This window comes from Marinomonas sp. HM11-D (genome assembly GCF_057626615.1).
This window is the reverse complement of record NZ_JBMMKT010000013.1, coordinates 48,130-73,060: the sequence shown is the minus strand read 5'-3', so window position 1 is coordinate 73,060 and position 24,931 is coordinate 48,130. Positions and strand designations below refer to the sequence as shown.

General features: G+C 48.4%; 21 protein-coding genes. 11 read left to right on the top strand and 10 right to left on the bottom strand.

Annotation, left to right across the window (positions count from 1 at the left end):
- Positions 1 to 7 precede the first annotated feature (7 nt).
- A complete protein-coding gene (locus ACOSVP_RS15255; RefSeq protein ID WP_487348351.1) occupies positions 8 to 382 on the bottom strand; it encodes a hypothetical protein in 375 nt (124 codons plus the stop codon).
- A gap of 134 nt (positions 383 to 516) precedes the next feature.
- On the opposite strand from ACOSVP_RS15255, the gene glnK reads away from it, so the two are divergent.
- A complete protein-coding gene (gene glnK, locus ACOSVP_RS15250) occupies positions 517 to 855 on the top strand; it encodes a P-II family nitrogen regulator (RefSeq protein WP_055463653.1) in 339 nt (112 codons plus the stop codon).
- Between the two features lie 82 nt (positions 856 to 937).
- Here the strand turns inward: glnK and ACOSVP_RS15245 are convergent, their stop codons facing one another.
- The 5 genes from ACOSVP_RS15245 to ACOSVP_RS15225 form a co-directional block, all read right to left on the bottom strand.
- Entirely contained in the window at positions 938 to 1,654 is a 717-nt protein-coding gene (locus tag ACOSVP_RS15245) for an ABC transporter permease (protein ID WP_487348350.1), read from the bottom strand.
- A 4-nt stretch (positions 1,655 to 1,658) separates the two neighbouring features.
- A complete protein-coding gene (locus ACOSVP_RS15240; RefSeq protein ID WP_487348349.1) occupies positions 1,659 to 2,348 on the bottom strand; it encodes an ABC transporter permease in 690 nt (229 codons plus the stop codon).
- 60 nt (positions 2,349 to 2,408) lie between these two features.
- Positions 2,409 to 3,164, bottom strand: a complete 756-nt coding sequence (locus tag ACOSVP_RS15235) for a transporter substrate-binding domain-containing protein (RefSeq protein WP_487348348.1) — start codon at positions 3,162 to 3,164, stop codon at positions 2,409 to 2,411.
- A 93-nt stretch (positions 3,165 to 3,257) separates the two neighbouring features.
- Positions 3,258 to 4,025, bottom strand: a complete 768-nt coding sequence (locus ACOSVP_RS15230) for an ABC transporter ATP-binding protein (protein ID WP_487348347.1) — start codon at positions 4,023 to 4,025, stop codon at positions 3,258 to 3,260.
- Positions 4,026 to 4,151: 126 nt separating this feature from the next.
- Positions 4,152 to 5,210, bottom strand: a complete 1,059-nt coding sequence (locus ACOSVP_RS15225) for a GlxA family transcriptional regulator (RefSeq protein WP_487348346.1) — start codon at positions 5,208 to 5,210, stop codon at positions 4,152 to 4,154.
- A gap of 255 nt (positions 5,211 to 5,465) precedes the next feature.
- Here ACOSVP_RS15225 and ACOSVP_RS15220 point away from each other — a divergent pair, with 255 nt between their 5' ends.
- The 5 genes from ACOSVP_RS15220 (at position 5,466) to argC (ending at position 14,773) form a co-directional block, all read left to right on the top strand.
- Entirely contained in the window at positions 5,466 to 10,283 is a 4,818-nt protein-coding gene (locus ACOSVP_RS15220) for an NAD-glutamate dehydrogenase (protein WP_487348345.1), read from the top strand.
- 52 nt (positions 10,284 to 10,335) lie between these two features.
- Positions 10,336 to 11,562, top strand: a complete 1,227-nt coding sequence (locus tag ACOSVP_RS15215; RefSeq protein WP_487348344.1) for an aspartate aminotransferase family protein — start codon at positions 10,336 to 10,338, stop codon at positions 11,560 to 11,562.
- 157 nt (positions 11,563 to 11,719) lie between these two features.
- Positions 11,720 to 12,217, top strand: a complete 498-nt coding sequence (locus tag ACOSVP_RS15210) for an NlpC/P60 family protein (protein ID WP_487348343.1) — start codon at positions 11,720 to 11,722, stop codon at positions 12,215 to 12,217.
- 194 nt (positions 12,218 to 12,411) lie between these two features.
- Positions 12,412 to 13,695: a peptide antibiotic transporter SbmA gene (sbmA, locus tag ACOSVP_RS15205; RefSeq protein ID WP_487348342.1), complete on the top strand. Its 1,284-nt coding sequence runs from the start codon at positions 12,412 to 12,414 to the stop codon at positions 13,693 to 13,695.
- Between the two features lie 142 nt (positions 13,696 to 13,837).
- Positions 13,838 to 14,773, top strand: a complete 936-nt coding sequence (gene argC, locus ACOSVP_RS15200) for an N-acetyl-gamma-glutamyl-phosphate reductase (protein ID WP_487348341.1) — start codon at positions 13,838 to 13,840, stop codon at positions 14,771 to 14,773.
- Between the two features lie 79 nt (positions 14,774 to 14,852).
- Here the strand turns inward: argC and ACOSVP_RS15195 are convergent, their stop codons facing one another.
- Positions 14,853 to 16,205: a ribonuclease J gene (locus ACOSVP_RS15195; RefSeq protein WP_487348340.1), complete on the bottom strand. Its 1,353-nt coding sequence runs from the start codon at positions 16,203 to 16,205 to the stop codon at positions 14,853 to 14,855.
- A gap of 168 nt (positions 16,206 to 16,373) precedes the next feature.
- On the opposite strand from ACOSVP_RS15195, the gene ACOSVP_RS15190 reads away from it, so the two are divergent.
- The 3 genes from ACOSVP_RS15190 (at position 16,374) to ACOSVP_RS15180 (ending at position 18,922) form a co-directional block, all read left to right on the top strand.
- Positions 16,374 to 17,561: an MFS transporter gene (locus ACOSVP_RS15190; protein WP_487348339.1), complete on the top strand. Its 1,188-nt coding sequence runs from the start codon at positions 16,374 to 16,376 to the stop codon at positions 17,559 to 17,561.
- A gap of 76 nt (positions 17,562 to 17,637) precedes the next feature.
- Positions 17,638 to 17,925, top strand: a complete 288-nt coding sequence (locus ACOSVP_RS15185) for an HlyU family transcriptional regulator (protein WP_487348338.1) — start codon at positions 17,638 to 17,640, stop codon at positions 17,923 to 17,925.
- 7 nt (positions 17,926 to 17,932) lie between these two features.
- Complete coding sequence (locus ACOSVP_RS15180) at positions 17,933 to 18,922, top strand: alpha/beta hydrolase (protein WP_487348337.1); 990 nt, start codon at positions 17,933 to 17,935, stop codon at positions 18,920 to 18,922.
- A 2-nt stretch (positions 18,923 to 18,924) separates the two neighbouring features.
- On the opposite strand, the gene ACOSVP_RS15175 is transcribed toward ACOSVP_RS15180, so the two are convergent.
- On the bottom strand, positions 18,925 to 19,758 hold the full coding sequence (locus tag ACOSVP_RS15175) for an SDR family NAD(P)-dependent oxidoreductase (protein WP_487348336.1): 834 nt from the start codon (positions 19,756 to 19,758) through the stop codon (positions 18,925 to 18,927).
- A gap of 161 nt (positions 19,759 to 19,919) precedes the next feature.
- Between ACOSVP_RS15175 and ACOSVP_RS15170 the strand changes: the two genes are divergently transcribed.
- Complete coding sequence (locus ACOSVP_RS15170; protein WP_487348335.1) at positions 19,920 to 21,542, top strand: methyl-accepting chemotaxis protein; 1,623 nt, start codon at positions 19,920 to 19,922, stop codon at positions 21,540 to 21,542.
- 108 nt (positions 21,543 to 21,650) lie between these two features.
- On the opposite strand, the gene fghA is transcribed toward ACOSVP_RS15170, so the two are convergent.
- Positions 21,651 to 22,484 (bottom strand): S-formylglutathione hydrolase, encoded by an 834-nt coding sequence (gene fghA / locus ACOSVP_RS15165; protein WP_487348334.1) that lies wholly within the window; start codon positions 22,482 to 22,484, stop codon positions 21,651 to 21,653.
- 66 nt (positions 22,485 to 22,550) lie between these two features.
- Positions 22,551 to 23,669 (bottom strand): S-(hydroxymethyl)glutathione dehydrogenase/class III alcohol dehydrogenase, encoded by a 1,119-nt coding sequence (locus tag ACOSVP_RS15160; RefSeq protein ID WP_487348391.1) that lies wholly within the window; start codon positions 23,667 to 23,669, stop codon positions 22,551 to 22,553.
- A 132-nt stretch (positions 23,670 to 23,801) separates the two neighbouring features.
- Between ACOSVP_RS15160 and ACOSVP_RS15155 the strand changes: the two genes are divergently transcribed.
- On the top strand, positions 23,802 to 24,707 hold the full coding sequence (locus ACOSVP_RS15155) for a LysR family transcriptional regulator (protein ID WP_487348333.1): 906 nt from the start codon (positions 23,802 to 23,804) through the stop codon (positions 24,705 to 24,707).
- The last annotated feature ends 224 nt before the right edge of the window (positions 24,708 to 24,931 follow it).

Here is a 24,931-nt window from a genome sequence, read left to right as displayed (position 1 = left end):
GATTGATCTAAATCGGTGAATGAAGGCAGGTCCACACTCTTAAGCACATGTCCGCCGGCTCGTGCTTATCCTTCACCCATAGCCCATTGTGTTTGCGTTTCACGGCTTCGAATTTGCTATTGAGATAACAACAGACATGATCTCTGCCCATTTTATCCAGCCAAGATAGACGCGCCAGCAAGGTCTTTTCGGTACAGCCTACCACCACTAACCGCAACACATGCTCGTTGTCGTCTTCGTCGGTGACTTTTAAACTTTCCAAACATTGCGGCATAGACTGATGAGACACACTGACATGCTCGTGCTTTTGCAGGCTGGTTTTTAAGCTCTTCACGAACTTATCCATGCCCTTTTCAAAGGTAATCAAGGCGGGTTGATCCATGTCTGTCTCCTCCGTTCGGCACAGGGGTTATTCAGGCTCGGAATTAACTGTAGAACATTTTCATGCAATTAGTAGCGAGTCCCGCATTTGAATGGTAATTTATAGGCAAACAATGCCTTAACTGGAGAGAATCTATGAAATTAGTAACAGCCATAGTTAAACCTTTTAAATTAGACGAAGTGCGTGAAGCCTTGTCTGAAATTGGTATTAACGGCATCACTGTTACGGAAGTAAAAGGCTTTGGTCGTCAGCGCGGTCACACTGAACTATACCGCGGCGCAGAATACGTAGTGGACTTTCTACCGAAAGTAAAACTGGAACTTGCGATCGATGATGATCAAGTAGACGTAGCCATCGAAGCAATTCAGAAAAGTGCCAACACAGGCAAAATCGGTGACGGTAAAATCTTCGTTACTGCTTTGGAACAAGTGATCCGTATCCGTACCGGTGAGACTGGCGCAGACGCGATCTAATCGCTACCGCCCGATCAACAGATACAAAAGAGGCGCATCCTAGGATGCGCCTCTTTTGCTTTAAGCGGGTTTACTGCAAACACTAGCCTTTATCCGGCACCTTAATCGACAAGGTACCCAAGTAACGGTTCTGGCGTTTTTCTACCAATCTAAAGATGTAGATGACAAAGATACTGATCACCAGATAAATCGCCCCCGCTGCAAGGAAGATCTCAATCGGCGTGTAAGTACGCGCTATGATGGTACGCGCCATCCCGGTGAGATCAAGTAACGTAATGGTACTCGCCAAGGCGCTCGCCTTCAGCATCAGGATAATCTCATTACCGTAGGCTGGCAGTACGATACCAAAGGCACGTGGCAACAAGATGCGACGGTACATTTGCGCCTTGGTCATGCCCATTACCTTACAAGCTTCCACTTCCCCTTCAGGAATCGCCTGAATCGCACCGCGGAAAATCTCCGCTGTATAGGCCGCAGTATTCAGCGTGAAGGCAATGATGGCACACCAGAATGGCTCTCTTAGCACCGGCCATAAGAAGCTTTCTCGTACCGCTTCAAATTGCGACGCACCGTAATACACCAAGAAAATCTGCACCAACAGCGGCGTACCACGGAAGAAGAAGATGAACGCAAACGGCGCACCACTGATCAACCAGTTTTTCGAGGTGCGTGCTAACGCAATTGGCAAGGCAACAATCGCCCCCAGCACAATCGACAGCAATACCAGCTTAATCGTCATCCAGGTGCCGGTCAGCAGTCGCGGAAAGTATTCAATAACAACTGAAAAATCTAATTCCACCGGCTTACCCTCGTGTCAGACCGCGGCTTGCGCGTTTTTCTAGGAAGTGCACTACGGCCATTGAAACAATCGTTAACGCCAAGTACATAAAGGCCGCCACTAGATAAAATAGAAACGGTTCTTTGGTATTGCTTACCGCCACATTGGCTTTACGCATGATGTCTTCCAGACCCACGACCGATACCAACGCCGTGTCCTTAAGCAATACCAAAAACAAGTTACCAATACCTGGTAAGGCGACACGCCATACTTGCGGCAAAATAATGCGGAAGAACTTGCGACGCGGGTTCATGCCCAGCGCAATTGCCGCTTCATGCTGCCCCTTAGGAATGGCTTGTAAGGCACCACGAAACACTTCCGTTGCATAAGCACCAAAGGTTAGACCCAGCGCCGTTACACCTGCCGCAAATGGCCCTATTTCAATGTACTCTTCGTATCCAAAAACGCTGGCAATAGCCATCAGTACAGTGGTTGCACCAAAGTAGATAATCAATACTGTGAGCAGCTCAGGCACACCACGAATAATCGTCGTGTAAAGGTTTGCGATCCATTGCAAAGGTTTGATACTGGACAGTTTCGCCGATGCCCCCAACAGCCCGAGAATCAACCCGACTGCTAATGAGCACAGCGCTAATTGAATGGTAATTCCGGCTCCTTGTAAGAGCTGATCACCAAAACCGTGAAGATCTAACATAAAGATATCTCAGCCTAAATAAACGGCGCATCAGGTAGCTGTGCGCCGTTCGGTTTCATCTTAATAGATGGAGAATGGGAAGTACTTAGCGTTGATTTTTTCGTAAGTACCGTCTGCAATGATCTCATCCAATGCTTCATTGAACTTCTCTTTTAGATCATCGCCTTTACGCACTGCGATACCGATTTCATCTTCTTTCTTAAAGGAATCGCCTTTGAACTCAAACTTGTCGCCGTTACCTGAGGTTTTCAACCAATCAAACGTTGGCAACTCATCAGACAATACGATATCTAGACGGCCTGCTACCAAATCCAAGTAAACGCTGTCTTGGGTATCGTAAAACTTCAGCGTTGCTTTATCTGTATAGTTGTCTTCTAGGTATTGTGCCGCTAGCGTCGCACGCTGGGCACCGATCACCTTGCCATCTAGGTTTTCTAGATCAAAGTCTTTTCCGGCAGGTGCTAGGAAACGCAAACCGCCTGAGTAGTATTTATTGGTGAAATCCACCTGACGTAAACGCTCTTCCGTGATCGACATAGACGCGATAACGGCGTCAAACTTACGTACTTTCAGACCAGGGATCAGACCATCCCAGTCCTGCGTCACGACTTTACAATCTGCTTCCATCTTCTCGCACAATGCCCAAGCGATGTCGACGTCAAAGCCTTGTGGCTTGCCGCTTTCATCGATGTAGTTAAACGGTGCCCAAGCACCCTCTGTGGCAATACGGATAGAATCCGCAGCATTCACAGACAAAGAAGAAGCTGCCGCAGTCAAAAGCACTGCTGAGCTGATTGCTAATTTTTTTAGGTTCATTCTATGGTCCTTTTGTTAGGTTATTGGTTTTATATAGTACGCTCTAACCACTTTCACCAAGCGGGTGAACGGTTTTAATGCCGCTTGTGCGACTTAAAACACGGTGGATAGAAAAGCCTTACAACGTTCTGAATCCGGCGAACCAAACACTTTTTCTGGGGTGCCTTTTTCTTCTACTAGGCCTTGGTGCAAGAACACCACTTCACTGGACACTTCGCGGGCAAAGTTCATTTCATGGGTCACGATCAACATGGTACGGCCCTCTTCCGCCAAACCACGCATTACGCCAAGCACTTCGCCTACCAGCTCAGGGTCTAGAGCAGAGGTGGGTTCATCGAACAGCAGAATCTGGGGATCCATTGCCAAGGTACGTGCAATCGCAACACGCTGTTGCTGACCACCCGACAATTGGTTGGGGTACATATGCTTTTTGTCTGCGATACCGACTTTATTCAGCAGGTACTCTGCATACTCCAACACTTCCTGTTTAGGGCGTTTCAGCACATGCAGTGGCCCTTCCATAACGTTTTGCAAAATCGTCATATGGGGCCATAAGTTAAAGCTTTGGAATACAAAACCGATTTTCTGGCGCATGCGGGTCAACTGCTTCATATCGGCCGCAACTAGGTCACTATCGCCGGGCTTGAGCAGTAACTCTTCACCATTAAAACGGATCGAGCCGCGTGTCGGGTTCTCCAGCAGATTAATACAACGTAAGAACGTACTCTTGCCGGAGCCACTTGAACCTAGGATCGAAATCACATCTCCATCGTGCGCTTCCAAGGAAATTCCCTTCAATACTTCGTGATCCCCAAAGGTCTTATGGATATCCTTTAGCTCTAAAGCAGGGTCTTTAGCCATTCTTATTACCTTTTATTGATGACTCGGTTGCGTAATGGATGAGCCTGATAAAACTCAAATTTACGCATCGATGTTTAGGTTCAGGTAGAACGCTCAAATATCACGCCAACTACATAACCTTCTATTCTAAAACTTTTTTCGCCAAAGTTGTCTTGTTTTCTTATCCGTATGGACAGGATTATCCAAATTAATCGCTAAATTCTTACGTTCATCCCGTGGCGATACCCCAAAAAAGCCCTTATAAGTAGTGCTAAAGTGGGGCGCTGAAGTAAAGCCACAGGCCGTACCCACCTCTAAAATAGTCTTATCAGTCTGTGTAATTAGCTGTTTCGCGTGCTTTAAACGTAGTTCTAAATAATAGCGAGACGGCACTGTGTCCAAGTTTTGTTTAAACAAACGTTCCAAATGGCGACGGGAGATACCAACATGGTAGGCGATATCATCGGACGACAGTGGTTCACGTATGTTAGCCTCCATCAATTGCACAGCTTCAATCAACTTCGGTTGTCCCGTGCCAATCCGTGCCTGTAATGGAATTCGCTGTGCCTCTTGGTTGGTGCGAATACGCTCACAAACAAACTGCTCTGAAATATGGCTCGCTAGGGTCATACCATGCTGCTTACCGATCAAAAACAGCATCATATCCATGGCGGCCGTGCCACCGCTGCAAGTAAAGCGATCCTTGTCGACTTCAAATAAATGGTTGGACACGATCACGCTTGGAAAGGCTTCACGCAGACTGGCAATATCGCCCCAATGAATGGTCGCGCGATAGCCATTTAATAAACCCGCACGCGCCAAAATGTGGCTACCGGTGCAAATTCCGCCCAATGCTTGCCCTCGATTTGAGCAAGATAGCAACCAAGCGTCTAAACTCAGATCATCATCTTGGCTAACGGTCGAGGCACCACAGATAAAGATGGCATCCAGATCTTTGGGAACATCGTCAAGCAAATAGTCAGTCGTGGTCGCCACACCAGAATTCGAAAGTACGACTTTTGTTTTTTGCCCAATGGTACAGAACTGATAAAGGTCTTTACCACTCACCCAATTGGCCATATGTATGGTTTCAATCGCAGAGGAGAACGACAGCATGGAAAAGCTTGGCATGAGTAAAAAGCCATACTTTTGCACCTTTTTACTCGGATGCATGATTTCACGTGATGCAAATTCGGTGTTGTACAAATTATTATCCTACGATAGGGACATTCAAAAGAGATTTATATCGTTTAGAATGAATAACAGAGACTTTTGATATCGACATCAAGCTTTTTTTAGCGCGGATATCGCCTACCAAAAAGCATACGTCGCATTTTGAAAAGTTGCTAACTTTCTTCGGTGCTTATTTTTCATAATAATCGAATAAGCGGTGAGGGAGATGGCGCAATACAACAATAACTAGATCTTCAATAGACACCACCACTCATAAGGATGAGTAACATGACGAATACTAAGAAAAGTGAATTGATCACTCGTATTGAAGCCGAAATTAAAGAAAACGTTGGTAATACAGTCGCTGACGACCTGATTACATTAGCTCACATCTACTTCCAAGATCTTCTGATCGAAGATATGGAACATGAGAGCATCGACAACCTGTACGGTACCGTGCTGTGCCTATGGGACTTTATTCAACAACGTGAAGCACTCACCCCAAAAGTGCGCGTTTACAACCCGAACTTTGAAGAGCACAGCTGGCAATCCACCCATACAGTCATTGAAGTGCTAACCGATGACATGCCATTCATCGTGTCTTCTTTCAACATGGCACTGGTGCGTCTTGGCCATACTATTCACTTTACCGCACACCCTATCCTAGCATCGCAGCGTGACAGCAAAGGCGAACTAGAAACGGTTAACCAGCGTCAGCACCCCGGCACACAAGAAGCACTGATTCGCTTTGAAATCGACCGCATCTCTGATCTTGCCAAAATGGAAGAAATCAAAGAAGCCTTGCTGGATACCCTTGGTGATGTGAAGGTATCGGTAGAAGATTGGCCAACCATGAAAGCCAAGCTGGCCGACGTTATCAAAGCGTCTGAACAAGTTCAGCACTTAAAAGACAACGAAGAACACCAAGAGAACCTAGCCTTCCTACGTTGGGTTGAAAGTGATCACTTTACCTTTGTTGGTTTCCGCGAATACGACCTAGTCAAAGACGGTGACAACACGCACCTTAAGTTTGTTGAAAACTCTGCCTTGGGTACCTTCCGTAAGACCAAGAAAGAAAAATACGACATTGTTCTAAACGATCACCTAGCGAAATTGGCCTACGATCGTGACAACCTATTGGTACTGACCAAATCAACCGCTATTTCCACAGTCCACCGCCCAGTACACCTAGATTACCTTGGCATCAAACGCTTTGATAAAAAAGGCAACGTGGTTGGCGAATGGCGCTTCTTTGGTTTGTACTCTTCTGCTGCGTACGTGGCTCGACTACAAGACGTGCCTCTACTACGTAAGAAACTGGATGCGCTAGTAGAACGTATGAATGTGGATCCTTACAGCCACAAAGGCAAAACCCTGAAGCACATTCTGAACAGCTACCCACGTGATGAAATGCTGCAGGCGCCAGTGGACGAACTGTTCCACACCATCGAAGGTATTTTGGCAATTCAAGAACGTCGTCAACTGCGCGTGTTCTTGCGCAAGGACATTTACGGTCGCTTCCTAAGCGCCCTAGTGTACGTACCACGTGATCGCTACAACACAGAACTGCGTATCAAGATGCAAGACATCCTGATGCAGGCCTGTAACGGTACTAGCTCTGAGTTCAACGTACAGTTCTCGCAACAGGTATTAGCACGCGTTAACTTCACCATTCAAATTGCCGATCCAGACAATAGTCCAGCCTTGGACATTGATGATATCCAACGCAAGATGCAGGATGCGGCCTTGTCTTGGGACGACAAGCTATTGGCAGCCATTCACACTAGCCAAGGTGAAGAGAACGGCAACACCCTTTACAACGAATACGCACCTTACTTCCCTGCCGCGTACCGTGAAGACTTTTCGCCAAACACTGCCGTTTTAGACATTGAGCGTTTAAATAGCCTAGAAAATGATGGCGACATTACCACGCACCTATACCGTCAAGTTGGACAAGCGAAGAACAACTACTTCTTCAAGGTCTACGGTGCTGGCACCACACTCGTACTGTCTGACGTATTGCCAATTCTAGAATGCATGGGCCTTCGCGTACTTGAAGCACGTCCTTACGAGTTGGATCAAAACGGTGACGGACAAGCCAACACCTGGGTAGTGGAATTCGCCATCAGCGTTAACCCAAGCGTTAACCTAGATAAGAAAGCACAGCGCGACGACTTCCAAGACGCTTTCAATGCCGTGTTTAAACGCCGCATCGAGAACGACCGCTTCAACGCCCTAGTCCTAGATGCGTCACTGACTTGGCGTCAAGTAACCATGCTTCGTGCGATTACTAAGTACCTAATGCAATTGCAAGTACCTTTCTCGCTACCGTACATGCAGCAAACCCTAGAGAAGAACGCACCGATTGCGCGCCTGTTAGTGCAATTGTTCGAGCAGCGTTTTGATCCAGCATTAGAAAGTAAGCGTGAAGACAAGGTCGCTAAGCTACTTGAGAAGATCGAAGAAGCCCTAGACCAAGTGGCGAACCTAGATGAAGACCGCATCTTGAAGCACTACTTGTCTGTGATTCAAGCCATGCTGCGTACCAACTTCTACCAGCCAAGTGCGGAAGGCGAAAGCAAGGATTACGTGTCCTTCAAACTTGACCCAAGCATGATCCCAGCCGTGCCACTCCCACGTCCGCGTTTCGAGATTTTCGTCTACGCGCCATGGGTAGAAGGCGTACACATGCGTGGCGGCAAAGTTGCCCGCGGTGGTCTACGTTGGTCAGACCGTATGGAAGACTTCCGTACCGAGGTACTGGGCCTTGTTAAAGCACAGATGGTGAAAAACGCCGTGATCGTGCCATCAGGTGCCAAAGGTGGTTTCGTTGCCAAACAGCTTAAGAAACACTGGTCACGTGAAGAAACCCAAGCGGAAGTTGTACGTTGTTACACCACCTTTATCTCGGGCTTGCTAGACATCACGGATAACCTAGTGAAGCAAGAGCTAGTGCCACCAACAGCGGTAAAACGTTATGACGAAGACGACCCGTACTTGGTAGTCGCAGCTGATAAGGGTACGGCGACCTTCTCTGACCTAGCCAACAGCATTTCTGAGAAATACGGTTTCTGGCTTGGTGATGCCTTTGCTTCTGGTGGTTCAAACGGTTACGACCATAAGAAAATGGGTATTACTGCCCGTGGTGCGTGGGAATCGGTGAAACGTCAGTTCCAAGAACTGGGCATTAACTGCCAAACCACGGACTTCACTGCTGTGGGTATCGGTGACATGGCTGGCGACGTATTCGGTAACGGTATGCTGTTGTCGAAACACACCTGCTTGATCGCTGCATTTAACCACATGCACATCTTTATCGACCCAACGCCAGACGCGGCCAGCTCGTTTGAAGAGCGTCAACGCTTGTTCAACTTGCCACGTTCATCTTGGGAAGATTACAACAAAGAATTGATCTCTAAAGGCGGCGGTATCTTCAACCGTAGTGCCAAGTCGATCCCGATTAACTCGGACATTCGCAAAGCCCTAGACATCGATGGCAATGTGAAGTCCCTAGCGCCAACAGAATTGATTTCGCACATTCTGAAAGCGCCAGTGGATCTACTATGGAACGGTGGTATCGGTACTTATGTCAAAGCCGAAACTGAAACTCACGCCGATGTGGGCGATAGCGGTAACAACGCGCTGCGTATCAATGGTAAAGAACTACGCTGCAAGATCATTGGCGAAGGCGGTAACCTTGGCTTCACGCAACGCGGTCGTATTGAATTCGCGCAAAATGGTGGTCTACTGAGCACCGACGCGATCGATAACTCTGCTGGTGTAGACAGCTCGGACCACGAAGTAAACATCAAGATCCTGTTGAACCGTATCGTTGAAAACGGCGACATGACAGAGAAACAGCGTAACAAGCTGTTGGCCGAAATGACCGACGAAGTGGGCTCATTGGTATTACGCCACAACCGCGGCCAAAGCCACCTGTTGTCATTGGTGAACTCACGCGCTCCTGAGCGTGTTGCAGATCACTGGCGTCTGATGATGTCTTTGGCACGCGAAGGTCGTTTGAACCGTGAAATCGAGTTTTTGCCAACTGATGCGCAAATGAAGAAACGCATGAGCAAGGGACAAGGCCTAACACGTCCTGAGATCTCTGTGTTGTTGGCATACTCTAAGATCAAGTTTGCTGAACAGTTAGTGGAAGATGGCATCGGCGAAGACCTAGATTTGCGTGCGCAAATCAAAGATTACTTCCCGAAACCATTGGTAGAACGTTTCTCTGATCACATGATTGATCACCCGCTGGCGCAAGAAATCATCGCCGCACACGTGACCAACAATGTGGGCAACCGCATGGGCTCGACTTTCACTACTTACGTGCAAGAAGAAACTAGTGCCTCAGCCTTGAACGTACTACGTGCCTACATGGCCGCCGAGCAAATGTTCGATATTCCAGCCCTTTGGGATGCGATCAATACGTTGGACTTCAAAGTTGAAAACAGCTTACAGAACCAGCTATTTATCCAAATTCAAAGTCTGCTGGAAAAAGCGACCCTATGGCTGATTCGTAACACCCGTGAAGCCCTAGCAATTCAGAAGCTAAGCGATACTTACAAACCAGGCATCGACATTATTCGTAGCAATCTGGATGCGGTACTGACTAAACCGACTAGCGACTTCTTGGCAGAAACTAGCCAGCAGCTACAGGAACAGAATGTACCTGCGGAGATCGCCGATAAGATCAGTGCTTTGCCATTGTTGTTCTACGGTTTGGACATCATCCGCGTCGCAGACAACACCCAGAAAGAAGTGTTGGATACCGCTCTGACTTACTTCGAGTTGGAAATGGATCTTGGCTTGTACTGGTTGCGTCAAAGCATTCGCAAATTGCCTGCGGATGATATGTGGGAACGTCGTGCTAAAGCGGGCTTAGGTGACGAGGTCGATAATGCCCTACGTACCCTAACTCAAGAGGTGATTCAGGCGAGTACCGAGATCAACGATCTGGACAAACGTCTGGCTTACTGGCATGAGCTAAACCAAGACAATATCAACCATTACCACAGCACATTTAACGAGATAAAAGCTGAGACAGAATTATCTCTTTCTATGGTAAGTGTCGCTATTCGTGAGTTGAGAAATTTGATATAAATCCTTGAGCGGCTCGCTTTGAGCCGCTCTAATTTTATGAGGTATTAGTACAGTGACTGAACAAGTAACGAGAGCAATGTTTGACGAAGTTATGACTCCTAACTACGCACCGGCAGCGATGATTCCGGTTCGTGGTGAGGGCTCTCGCGTGTGGGATCAGGAAGGTAAAGAGTATATCGACTTTGCAGGCGGTATCGCAGTAACTGCATTGGGACACTCACACCCTACTTTGGTTGAAACTATGCGTGAGCAAGCGGGCAAGCTTTGGCATTTATCCAACGTAATGACCAACGAGCCAGCACTTCGATTAGCGAAAAAATTGACAGAGAAAACCTTTGCCGATCGCGTTTTCTTCGCTAACAGTGGCGGTGAAGCTAACGAAGCCGCTTTCAAACTTGCACGTCGTTACGCGTTTGATCACTTTGGTCCAGAAAAGAACGAAATTATTTCTTTCTACCAATCGTTCCACGGTCGTACTTTGTTCACCGTATCGGTTGGCGGCCAAGCAAAATACACAGAAGGCTTTGCCCCAGTACCTGGTGGCATCAAACACTGTGAATACAACAACATCGAAGCCCTAAAAGCGCTTATCTCTGATAAGACATGCGCGGTGGTGATGGAGCCGATTCAAGGTGAAGGCGGTATCATTCCAGCTGATCCAGAATTCGCTAAGCAAGTGCGTGCATTGTGTGACGAGCACAAAGCACTATTGGTATTTGACGAAGTTCAATCCGGTGTTGGCCGTACGGGTACGCTTTACGCTTACGAGCAAACGGGCGTGACGCCAGATATCCTAACTACAGCTAAAGCGCTTGGTAACGGCTTCCCTGTTGCTGCCATGCTAACCACAGCTGAAGTGGCGAAATCTCTAGCCGTGGGCACACACGGTAGTACTTACGGTGGTAACCCAATGGCAGCAGCCATTGCTGAAGCGGTCATCGATATCGTGGATACCCCTGAAGTGCTTGAAGGTGTGAAAAAACGTCATCAACTGTTCGTAGACGAGCTAACTGCGATCAACGAAAAATACCATGTGTTTAAAGACATCCGTGGTATGGGTCTGTTGATGGGTGCTGAAGTAACCGACGAACTTGCTGGCCATGCCAAAGACTTCCTAAGCAACGCTGCAGCAGAGGGTCTATTTGTGTTGGTGGCAGGTCCAAACGTGGTACGTTTCGCTCCTTCTTTGATCATCCCTGAAGCGGACATCAAGGAAGGCTTCAAACTGTTTGAACGCGCGGTTGCCAAAACGGTGGCAGATCTTAAAAAAGACGCTTAATCCTTCGATTAAGCCGTTTTTAGAAACCGCATTCGGGCTTTCCGAATGCGGTTTTTTATTATCTCCAGCAATCTTTACACAGCAGATATCGTCTATTTTTTGTCAAGAAAGCCCAAAGAGCTTAAGATAAATCGATCGCTTAGAAGGATGCTTGACCATGCCAGATGCCAAATACTTGATTCGGATACTCGCCACCCTGTCACTCGCTATCACACTGACGGCCTGTAGCTCCATTCCCGACAACAAGATCAGCATCAGCTCAGGCAATCTCAGCAGCAGCGAAGAATCCACCATCAATGAACACCTTTATCGCCAATATCTAGACTGGCGTGGCACCCCCTATGCCTATGGCGGCATGAGTAAACACGGCGTCGATTGCTCCGGCTTTGTTTATCTCACCCTACGAGATCAATTTGGCACCTATGTCCCTCGCACGACTGAGCAACAGGCACAAACTGGCTATCATATCGATGACGATGAGCTGGCCGCTGGAGATTTGGTGTTTTTTAAAACCAGCGCCAAAGTACGCCATGTGGGCATCTACATGGAAGACGGTAAATTTCTACATGCCTCCACCTCTAAAGGGGTGATGATTTCACGACTGGATAATATCTACTGGAAAAAGCATTTTTGGCACGCCCGTCGCATTCGTTAAGCAAACAGGTTAATGTTTCAATAACAATCCCGTGTCACGCTTTGGTTTATCTATTTATTTGCAAGATCCTTGAAACGACTTCGTTGTCGAAGCCTTCGCGCTGGTTTAAGCTCTAGCGGCTGATCTTGCCATTTTATTATTGAGATCAATGTCCTACTGCGATCCACTCACCTACTGACAGAGAGAGATAAACAGTGTTTTTATCCTTTTTCCCAAAACCCAAACTGTTCTTTTTGACGTTTGCCTTATGGGCATTTGTTGCGGTCATTAGCTGGTACACCTTCGGGCAAGATCTGGGGTCGAGTTTGAGCCTAGGGCAATTGTTCGGTGTGGATTACCCTGCTGCGCTAGCAGAAGGCGCTGAACAAGCGGCGCAAATGGCTTACCAAGACGCTTATAGCTTCGCCAACGATGTTTGGCTCTACCAATATATGTTGGTCTGCTATGCCCTGTTTGTCGGTGCGTGGATGGTCTATGGCGGTCAAAAATGGGGCAAGTGGTCGGTGATGGGCTCGGCCTTGATCGTCTTTATCACCTGGTTCCAAGTACAAGTCAGTGTCATGATCAACGAATGGTACGGTAGCTTCTACGACCTAATTCAAAAAGCCCTCACTTCGCCCAACAGCATTACCCTGTCGGAGTTTTACGGCCAGTTATTAACCTTTGCGACCATCGCTTTGGTGGCCATCACGGTGTCTGTATTTAATAACTTCTTCGTCAGCCACTACGTATTCCGCTGGCGTACTGCGATGAACAACTACTACACCGCTATGTGGCCACGAGTTCGTCATATCGAGGGTGCCTCCCAGCGTATTCAAGAAGACACCATGCGCTTCGCCAGCATTGTCGAAAGCCTAGGCGTACGTTTCTTGGATTCGATTATGACCCTGTTGGCGTTCTTGCCAGTACTATGGGGCTTATCAGGTTACGTGACTGAGCTGCCACTGATCGGTGAAGTGCCACAAGCCTTAGTATTCGTAGCCATTCTTTGGTCGATCTTCGGTACCGTATTACTGGCTACCGCTGGTATTAAGCTGCCTGGCCTTGAGTTTAAAAACCAAAAGGTGGAAGCCGCTTACCGTAAAGAGTTGGTTTACGGGGAAGACCATGCGGATCGTGCCGAGCCCATCAAGCTGGCTGAGCTATTCAGCAATGTGCGCAAAAACTACTTCCGCCTGTACTTCCACTACCTATACTTCAACGTGGTGCGTTACGGCTACCTGCAAGCAGGCGTCTTGGTGCCATTGATTGCCCTTGGCCCATCGATTGTTGCGGGTGCCTTCACGCTCGGTGTGATGCAGCGTATTTCCAACGCCTTTAATCAGGTAGAAGGTTCGTTCCAGTTCTTGGTCAACTCTTGGACCACGATTGTGGAATTGCTGTCGATCTACAAACGTCTGAAAGCCTTTGAATCGGCCATCGCTGACGTGCCAGACGAGCTAGTGACCGAGCCAGTCGAGGCGTTTGAACGAGGCTAAAAGATCCCACAGCGCTGGCTTAAATATTTACTCATCTGAGCCAGCGCTTTGTTTTTTCTGACTCATGCCAATGCTATGATTGGCCGAAACATGAATTGCCAACTGCCCGCCCTTTTGCTTGAGCAGTTGCTTGGAGACACAAATGAAAAAAGTATTTATCGACGGTGAAACGGGCACAACGGGTCTACAGGTACGTGAACGTCTAGTAAACCACCCTGACATCGAAGTCATCAGTATCGATCAAGATAAGAAGCGTGACGTAGAAGAAAAACGTCGCCTGATGAAAGAAGCGGACGTAACGGTATTGTGTCTACCGGACGACGCAGCAAAAGACACCGTTGCTCTGGCGAAAGCAGAAGGCTGCCGTGTATTGGACGCAAGTTCTGTACACCGTGTTGCCGACGGCTGGGTATACGGTCTAGCGGAGTTGGACGCGAGCCAACGCGAAAAGATCCAGGACGCGCAGTTCGTGTCCAACCCAGGTTGTTACCCTACTGGCATCATCCTGTTGCTGAAACCATTGGTTGAGCAAGGCTTACTAGCAAAAGACGGTCACTACACTGTCAACGCAATCTCAGGTTACACTGGTGGCGGTAAGCAATTGATCGAGAAATACGAAGGCAACCCAGAAGCCGCGACGTACGGCACCTACGGTTTGAACTTCAAACATAAACACCTACCTGAAATCCAAAAATGGTCTCAGCTAGACAACACGCCAATCTTTATCCCAAGCGTGGGCAACTTCGCACAAGGCATGTTGATCAGCATTCCGCTAACGCTTTCAGGCAACATGACGGGTGAGAAGCTGCACGCAGCCTTGGCAGCGACTTACGAAGAAGAAGACTTCGTCACTGTTCACCCATTCAATGAAGTGAAAGACAGCCATGCACCTTTCTTAACGCCACACGGTTTGGAAAACACCAACCAAGTGGAGCTAGCGGTATTCGCCTCAGAAGACGGCAAGTCTGTGGTACTGTCAGCGAAGCTAGATAACCTGGGTAAAGGGGCATCTGGTGCCGCGGTACAAAACCTAAACTTGATGCTAGGTTTTGCCGAAGACGTGGCAGTAGTGCTATAAGCCCTACCCTTCTACAAAAAGAAAGCCCATTGCTTGGTTAAGCAACGGGCTTTTTTTATTGCTCGGGCTATCCAATAAACTAGCGCGCTAGCGCAATACGCTTGGCTTTAATCACCTGCTTGCGCACCCCAATCTCTGGCGCGATGGTAAACAAGTCACCATTTAACCCGGTCAGCTGACGCGGTACATGGGCGTCTTTGGCAATGCGCGCATTCGCTGCCATATGCTCCGCCTCACCATGAGTCGGGATCGCCACTTGCGGGCGTACCCAATCGTACATGGCCGCTAATTCCTCTTCGTAAGGGTGACCGCTGACATGGATTGGCAGCTCTGTCTCATGCTTTTGTAAGGTACGAATCCCTTGCGCTTTAAAGGATTTCACCAAGCGCTCTATAGCCAGCTCATTGCCAGGAATGATCATGGCGCTGAACAGCACCAAATCGCCTTTGTCTAACGACAAATCAAAGCAATCATCACGAGCCAAGCGATTGAGCATGGCACGCGGCTCCCCCTGACTGCCGGTGGCCACCGCCAGCACTTCGTTTGCTGGCAAATAACCTAGATGGGTAGGATCCACCACTGGCAAATCGTCTGGCCAGTAACCTGAAGCTCTGGCGGCACTGACCATATTTTGCAACGATCGTCCGAGTAGCGCTAAATAACGTCCAGTTTCTTTCGCCACACGCGCTAACGAGACTAAGCGTGCAATATTACTGCTAAAGCAGCCCACCACCACACGCCCCGACTCGTCTTTAATCACTTCCAGCAAGGCTTTATAGCAATCAAACTCAGATACGGAGTGACCGGATTTCAAGGCGTTGGTGGAATCACACACCATGGCTTTCACGTCGCGTTTGCGTAGCGTGGTTAAAATGGCCGGAGAAAAACGCTCGCCAATCACAGGGCTATGATCGATTTTCCAATCTCCCGTGTGGAACACATTGCCCGCAGGCGTTTCGATCATCAAACCACTTGGCTCAGGGATCGAGTGGGTTAAGGTAATCCATTGCAGATCAAATACACCCACTTTGAAGCGGCTCGCCATTGGCAATTCATGAATTTCGACTTCGCCTAATAAGCCGACTTGGGCGAGCTTACGGCGCAGGATTTCCGCAGTAAACGGCGTAGTGTAAACAGGTACTTGGAAACGACGCCATAAAAATGGCAAGGCACCCACATGATCTTCGTGGGCATGGGTAATGACAATCCCCGCTAAGCGGTGACGTTGCTGCGCGATAAAATCCGGATCGGCACTGACCAACTCATGGGTGCGTGCACTGTTTTCGTCAATCGGTTCGTTGAATGACACCCCACAGTCGACCATCAACCACTGTCCGTCGTGGCCATACAAATTGAGATTCATCCCTATCTCGCCAGTTCCGCCGAGCGGCAAAAACCATAGGTCGTTTCGCGTTGGCATCAGCAAATCCACACATCTCTCCTTTTATACTTATTTGCTTATTCTACGCGATTCAAATTGAACTTAGTTCAGGTGATCACTATATTTATGCAATAAATGTTCAAATTGCTCGGCGACTTTCCGCTAGGAGTTGACCCATGGGAACGTTGAATACTCTGACAGCTAAAAAGGGAATTTAGCATGCTTAATATAACGGTTTGGGGACTCTCTCTCGGACAAGCACTCCTCGTCACAGGCAATATTCTTCTAGTATCTGTGACAGCACTGATCGGCCAAAGTTTAGCGCCGAGCTTCGCATTGTCGACCTTACCAGTCGCACTCCAATTCCTTGGCCTAATGGGTGTGACCCTGCCAGCTGCCCTATTAATGGGCTGGCTGGGCCGAAAAAAAGGTTTTCTCGCGGGCAATCTTATCGGAGTCAGCGGCGCACTTCTTGCCTTTTACGCCGTACAAAATGACCTGTTTCAACTGTTCTGTGGCAGCACCTTTTTATTAGGGATGGCCATCGGTATTGGTCAACAATATCGTTTTGCGGCCACTGAAAATGCCCCTGCGGACAAAGCCCCTCAGGCTATCAGTATGATCATGGGCGCAGGGGTAATCGCTGCCGTGTTGGGGCCTAATATGGCGATTTGGTTTGCAGATTGGGCTGAGACCAAATACCTAGGTGCATTCGCGGCTTTGATTGTTTTATATGTCTTCAATACTGTCTTAATCGCTTACTTACCGCTTAGGGCACCAACCGCACAAGAAAAATCCGGTAAAGCTAAGCCTTACAGTGAACTCCTAAAGAAACCGGATCTTTCTGGTGCCATCATCGCAGGTTCGATTGGCTATGCTGTGATGGTATTGGTGATGACCGCGACACCGCTGGCGATGCAGGCTTGTGGCTTTGATTTTGGTAATACCGCCAACGTCATACAATGGCATGTGCTGGGCATGTTTTTACCCTCGTTCTTCACTGGCAAATTAATCATGCGCTACGGCACCTACCGTATCATCCAATTGGGCTGCATTCTGCTATTAGGCTGCGTCATGCTTAATCAATTTGGCATCAGCTACTGGCACTTTTTTGGCGCTCTGGTTTTGCTGGGCGTGGGCTGGAACTTTACCTTTATCGGCGCCACCGCACTGCTGACCAAATCCTATGAACCCGCGGACAAAGCCCGTGTACAAGGACTGAACGATTTAATCGTGTTCTCCAGTGCTGCAGCGGCCAGTTTATTGTCAGGCTATTGGCACTCCATCTTTGGTTGGGAGATTCTCAACTTGCTCATGATTCCAGCGATTTTAGTGGCCATGTTCACCCTAATGTCGAGCCAAAAACGCGCCGTTATCATCGCCAACCCACCCGCTTCCGTCGGCTAAAGGCTCGCTTTATTTGACTCTAGGGAAAAATCCATGACAATGAAGGTCACTCTGTATTATTAAGGACGTTATTGTCATGGGTATCCTGTCTAGTATTTCAAAACTGTTTTCAGCGTCGGCAAGCGCGCCAGCCTCACAAGCCGCAGAGCCTATCGAATACAAAGACTATGTCATCACGCCAGCACCGCAAGCCGATCAAGGCCAGTACCGCGTCAGCGCCATCATTACGAAAGGCGAAGGTGAGCAACAAAAGACCCATACCTTCATTCGTTCCGACCTCGTGGCAAGCCGTGATGAATGCATTGAGCTAACCATTCGTAAAGCCAAGCTGACCATTGATCAGTTAGGCGACCAGATTTTCTAGGCTGCCCATGACTCCCTCTTGGCAGCACCTGCACAGCAAAACCGATATTCTGGGCGAGCCCTTTATTGCTCATACCTTTCGCTTTAAAGGGCCTGTCACCGCTGTCGATAGCACCTTGATCGAATACGCCAACCAAAATACATCTAAGCGCGCTATTTTATATTTGCATGGTTATACGGATTATTTCTTTCAACAGGAATTAGCGGAGCATTTTGCGCAGCAAGGGTTGCGTTTTTTTGCCATTGATATGCAAGGTTATGGCCGCTCAATTCGCCCCAATAGCCGACCGAATTGGTGTGAAAGCTTAGATCAGTATTTTGATGACATTGAGATCGCGCTGACCGAGATCCATCAACGCGGCATTGAAGAAGTGGTGATTCTGGCACACTCCACTGGTGGTTTGATTGCCTCAAGCTTTCTCGCCGATCGGCAACGACCCAGAGAAGTCAGTGCCGCATTGCCAAGGATAAAGGGGCTGATTCTCAATAGCCCTTTTCTAGCGCTGCCATTTCCCCCCAAAGTGCTGAAGCGCCTCAGCTGGCCGATTCGAATCACAGTCTCACTGCTGCCGTTTCATTCATTGCGTGCCAAGAAAATCAGCATGTACGCCAAAACCCTGCACCAAGTTTTTGGTGGTGAATGGGACTATCGCCTTGATTGGAAACCCGCCCATGGCTTTCCATTATCGTTTCATTGGTTAAAACAAATCATCCTCGCACAACGTGCACTACAGCAAATACATATTGATTTGCCGACACTAATGTGTCGCTCCGCCATCACCACGAAATCCGCGCTCGGCATTGAGGATCTACGCAAAGGCGATGGGGTATTGAACGTGGGTAGCATGACTAATGCGGCACAAAAGATCTTCACTGAACTCACCTGTGTCAGCATCAATGGTGGCTATCACGATCTATTTTTATCGCCCCCACCAATACGCGCTAACTATCTAGCAGCCATTGATCAATGGCTGCTAGATCAGTCATTTAACGCTTAACACTAGCTACCTTTAGAACGCATCACACGATCTAGTAATGCAGTTGGCAAGATACGACGCATAATAGCCGCGGCATAGGTCGGCCAAGTGACGTAGTATCGGGCTTTCGGACGCGGTGACTCCAACGCATGCAGTAACTTATCCACTACTGCGCTCGCAGGCAACGTACCACTGGAAGCGGGGCCGACCTTCGTTAAACGAGCCAGCGCAGCGTCATAGCCCTTCTTATGACGACTCGCAGCCATCTCAATATTGTCTTGCAAGGCATGCAAAGCATTATCACGGAACTTGCTCACAATGGGGCCTGGTTCAATCAAGCTCACTTTAATTGGCGTATCGCTCAACTCCATACGCATGGTGTCTGTCAGGCCTTCTAAAGCAAACTTACTGGCGTTGTAAGCACCTCGAAATGGCGCGGCCACCATGCCCAGCACAGAACTGTTTTGCACGATGCGACCGTAGCCCTGTTCCAGCATGAGCTTGACCACACGTGTCGTCAGGTCATGAGTACCAAATACGTTCACTTCAAACTGTTTACGTAGGGCCTCGACCGGCAAGTCTTCCACCGCCCCCGGTTGGCCATAAGCACCATTATTAAACAGGGCATATAACTTACCGCCGGTAATCTTTAACGTCTCATTAAGCCCCTGCTCAATGGAAGCCGGATCAGCCAAGTCCAGTTGCACCACATGCTTGATCCCACTGCGACGCAGTTGCTCCACATCCGCTTGCTTGCGGCAACTCGCCACGACTAAAAAGTTATGCTTCTGCAGCGTTTGCGCAGCTTGCAGACCAATACCAGTGCTGCAGCCAGTGATTAAAATTGAGTATTGCATTGCACATCCCAGTGTAGGTTTCAGATTGATGTCGGTCGCTCCCAAAATACGCCCTAAAACGACTCATAATTTGTCTTAATAGTTAACTAATGACCTACATCAGCATTTACTCATACCATAGCATTCATAATCTACGCTTATCGAAAGTCAGGGAGGATGTCATGAATATCGCCAATATTAAAGTCAGTCGCAAGCTATGGGGCTTGATCGCCATTTTAGTGGGTTTACTCGTCATTTTTGAGGTAGACGCCTATTTTAGTCAATATCATAACGCTCTAGATGACCGTAAAGCACAAGTAAAAGAACAAGTCGAAAATGCCTTTTCTTTGCTCGCATACTACCACGATCAAGCGCCGATCATTGGCGAAGAGCAAGCCAAGGAGCAAGCACTTAAAGCACTTGCTGCCTTGCGTTACGGTAATGGCGGTTACTTCTGGGTCAATGATTACCAACACACCCTGCTAATGCATCCGCTTAAGCCTGAATTAAATGGCAAAGACGTGACCAATACCAAGGACGCGAGTGGCAACTACCACTGGCAAGCGATGGTATCAACTGTAAAAGCAGATGGCGAAGGCTATGTGGAATACACTTACAAAGGCCCACAAGTCGATACCCCAGAAGACAAAGTTTCCTATGTGAAAGGCCTAAAAGACTGGGGCTGGATCGTCGGTTCAGGTGTGTTTTACACCGATGTTCAGCAGCACTTTTGGAACGATGTCAAAGTATCAGCTTCCATTCAAACCCTATTAGTACTGATAGCACTGACATTAAGCTGTTTTATTGTCCGCGGTGTCGTTCGACCACTTAAAGCCGTCACAGATCATCTACAAGTGGTGGCCAGCGGCGATATGACCACTCACCTTGAGCTAAATCGCAAAGATGAACTGGGCATCCTAGCGGATTCAGCTAATCAGGTTTCGAGCTCACTAGGCTCGACGCTTGGCAAGGTGGCTAATGCCATTGAAGAATTACAAACGGTATCGCTGCAAATGCGCTCCAACACAGCCAACACTCGACAAGGTATGGATGCCCAGTTTAGTGAAGTGGAAAAAGTGGCCGCTGCCATGAACGAGATGTCCTACTCGATCCGTGATGTGGCGGGCAACGCTAAAGACACTGCCCATGCGACACAACAGGTGCAAGAAACTACCCGTAGCTCAAGTGCTGATTTGAATGAGACTAACCAAAATATTCAAAGTCTGACTCAAAATGTGGAAGGCGCTAACAAGGTAATTATTGAGCTGTTAAGCCAAACTCAGCAGATCGAATCGGTACTCGGTGTGATTGGCGATATTTCAGAGCAAACTAACTTGCTGGCTTTGAACGCAGCCATTGAAGCCGCTCGTGCTGGGGAACAAGGCCGCGGTTTTGCCGTAGTAGCCGACGAAGTCCGCACCTTGGCGGGCCGCACGCAAAGCTCTACTGTAGAAATTCGTCAGATCATTGAGAAGTTACAACAGCAATCTTCGGAAGCCTCTAACTCCATGGCAACCAGCACCCAGCAAGCCGAGCTAAGCGCTGAGCGTATGCGTCATGCGGCGGCCAACTTGGCGAGCACCTTGTCACAGGTGGATGAAGTCTCTAACAGCAGCGTGCAGATCGCTTCCGCCGCCGAGCAACAGGGCCAAGTAGCAGAAGAGATCAACAGCAACTTGATGGGCATTCGCGAAGTGTCAGAGCGCGTGCTACAAGAAGCAGAAGAAGTGGCCCACGGCTCAGAAATGATTGCCACTATGGCCGATTCGTTGCGAGTACAAATCAACCAATTCCGCTTTAATTAAGATGCCCTTTTAGCTAATCCTCAGCTAAAGCAGTAAGTAACAAAAAAGGCGAGTCACCATTTGGGTCACTCGCCTTTTTCATACTTAGCTATAGCTTTGAGGGCTAGATTATAGACCTAGAGCTTTAGCGTGATGAACTAGATGGTCATCAATGAAGCTAGAGATAAAGAAGTAGCTGTGATCGTAACCAGACTGACGACGTAGCGTTAGTTCATGGCCCGCTTTTTCACACGCTTGCTCAAGCGCTTCTGGCTTAAGTTGCTCTTCTAGGAAGTTATCAGCTTCACCTTGGTCAACCAATAGTGGTAGACGCTCAGACGCTGTCGCGATCAACTCGCACGTATCCCATGCTTTCCACGCTTCACGATCGTCACCTAGGTAACCGGTGAAAGCTTTCTCACCCCAAGGACATTGCGTTGGGTTGGTGATCGGTGCAAACGCTGAGACAGACTGGTAACGGCCTGGGTTCTTCAGGGCACAGATTAGCGCACCGTGACCACCCATTGAGTGACCAGAGATCGAACGCTTGTCCGTTACTGGGAAGTGCTCTTCCACCAGTGTTGGCAACTCTTTTACCACGTAGTCGTACATGTGGTAAGTGTTTGAGTAAGGTGCCACCGTTGCGTTTACGTAGAAGCCTGCGCCAGAACCGAAGTCGTAGCTCTCGTGCTCGCCTGGGTAGTCTGTACCACGTGGGCTAGTGTCTGGCATCACGATCGCAAGGCCAAGTTCCGCTGCTTTCTTAAACGCACCCGCTTTTTGCGAGAAGTTTTCGTCTGTACAAGTTAGACCTGACAACCAGTACAGTACTGGTACGCTTGCGCTTTCTGCTTGTGCTGGCAAAAAGATGGCAAACACCATGTCACCTTTTACAGACAAGCTTTCGTGACGGTAGCGTTTCAACCAACCGCCGCTTACTTTCGTGCTCGATAAAAGTTCCATATGTCCCTCTTTAGATCAGTAAAAAAAGCCCATCCTAGAGATGGGCTTTTTTAAGATAATTAACGCTTATTTTGCGTCGAACTCGATAACAGTACGGATACTCTTACCTTCGTGCATCAAGTGGAAAGCTTCGTTGATGTCTTCAAGCTTCATTTTGTGAGTCACGAATGGGTCGATTTCGATCTTACCGCTCATGTAGTCTTCAACGTAACCAGGAAGCTGAGAACGACCTTTCACACCACCGAACGCAGAACCACGCCATACGCGGCCAGTTACTAGCTGGAATGGACGAGTAGAGATTTCTTGACCAGCACCGGCTACACCGATGATGATCGACTCACCCCAACCTTTGTGACAGCACTCAAGTGCAGCACGCATAACGTTAACGTTACCGATACACTCGAAAGAGTAATCAACACCACCGTCAGTCATCTCAACGATCACTTCTTGGATTGGCTTATCAAACTTAGTTGGGTTGATGCAGTCTGTCGCACCGAACTGCTGCGCCATTTCGAATTTAGATTCGTTTAGGTCGATCGCGATGATACGAGAAGCACCCGCCATGCGCGCACCTTGGATACAAGATAGACCGATGCCACCTAGACCGAAGATAGCCACTGTCGCGCCTTCTTCAACTTTTGCAGTGTTTAGAACCGCACCGATACCTGTTGTTACGCCACAGCCAAGTAGACAGATTTTGTCCATTGCCGCTTCTGGGTTAACTTTCGCCAAAGAGATTTCTGGTACAACGCTGTACTCAGAGAAAGTAGAACAACCCATGTAGTGGAAGATTGGCTCGCCGTTGATGCTGAAACGGCTAGTGCCGTCTGGCATAAGGCCTTTACCTTGAGTCGCACGAACTGCCTGACATAGGTTAGTTTTGCCAGATTTACAGAACTTACACTCACCACATTCTGCAGTGTAAAGAGGGATTACGTGATCGCCTACTTTAAGAGATGTTACGCCTGCACCAACTGCTTCAACGATACCTGCACCTTCGTGGCCTAGGATCGCTGGGAAGATACCTTCTGGGTCTTCACCAGAAAGAGTGAATGCGTCAGTGTGACAAACACCTGTTGCTACCATGCGAACAAGTACTTCACCTGCCTGTGGATCTTGTACTTCAACTTCTTCGATTTTAAGAGGTTGACCTGGACCCCAAGCTACGGCCGCTTTACATTTCAACATTGTGAACTCCGTTTTAACTTAACAGTTAGTGAAACAAGTGCGCGTAGTGTAATACCAAATAACTATTGCGATAATACTTATTTTAACAAATCATTATTGTCATACAGCAACAATCAGGATTCACCGCGCATGAAACAATGGGAAGCCATGGAAGCTTTTGTGGAAGTTGTCCACCAAGGAAGCTTTTCCAAAGCCGCCAGTCGTCTTGATGTGTCAGCTTCACATGTAAGCCGCCTCATTACACATCTCGAGCAACGCTTTAATACCACTTTATTATTCCGCACCACTCGCAGCATTCGCTTAAGCGAAGCAGGCGAGCGCTTCTATCAGCATTGTCGTGACCTGCCAAATACGCTGGCCACTGCCGAAGAAGCGGTCAGTGCCTTAAACCAAGCCCCAACCGGCACCTTACGCATAACCTGCGCCACCACCTTTGGCGAGCGCTACCTTGCGCCGTTATTGAATGACTTTTTACTGCAAAACCCGCAGATGGATCTGGACCTGCACCTCACTAACCGCGAGGTGGATCTGATCGAAGAAGGCTACGACTTGGCCATTCGTATGGGGGCGTTACGTGATTCTAGTCTATTATCGCGCCGTTTGTGTGACCGAGCAGAATACCTGTGTGCCTCACGTGAATACGTCGATCAGCACGGTATCCCGCACACCTTAGCGGAGCTCAATAAACATAAGTGTTTGATGGGGTCCAAGACCCATTGGGTGTTTAGCCAAAACGGTCAACGCAAAGAGGTAAAGGTCTCCAGCCACTGGCGCAGTAACTCCGGCCCCGCCCTACTCGACGCGGTACGTCGCGGCCTCGGCATTGCTCAGCTACCGGATTATTACGTCAAAGATGATTTGGCCTCAGGCAAAGTCGTCTCGCTATTACCCCAGTATCAATACCCCTATACCGGCGTGTGGTTGGTGTACCCTAGGGCACAGCAACCGTCACCTAAGCTAAAGTCGATCTGTGATTATTTAATTGAGCGCTTTGCTAAGGAAGATATCTTTGGTAGCTGGAGTAAGCGGCCTTAAACTCTGCTGATACAAGCCCTCGGCACTTCAGGGGTCAGATCCCTCTGACCCCACTCTGTACTAACAGCTCTACTGCTACTCGAACCTCAGATTCTCAAGGGGTCAGATCCCTTTTACACAGATATAGCCGGTCAACTCAACACCGTCATACGCGTAAGGGATCTGACCCCTTACCTAATCTAAGCCCCTACCTACTAAATTGATCTAAGTCCCAATCTAGTCAA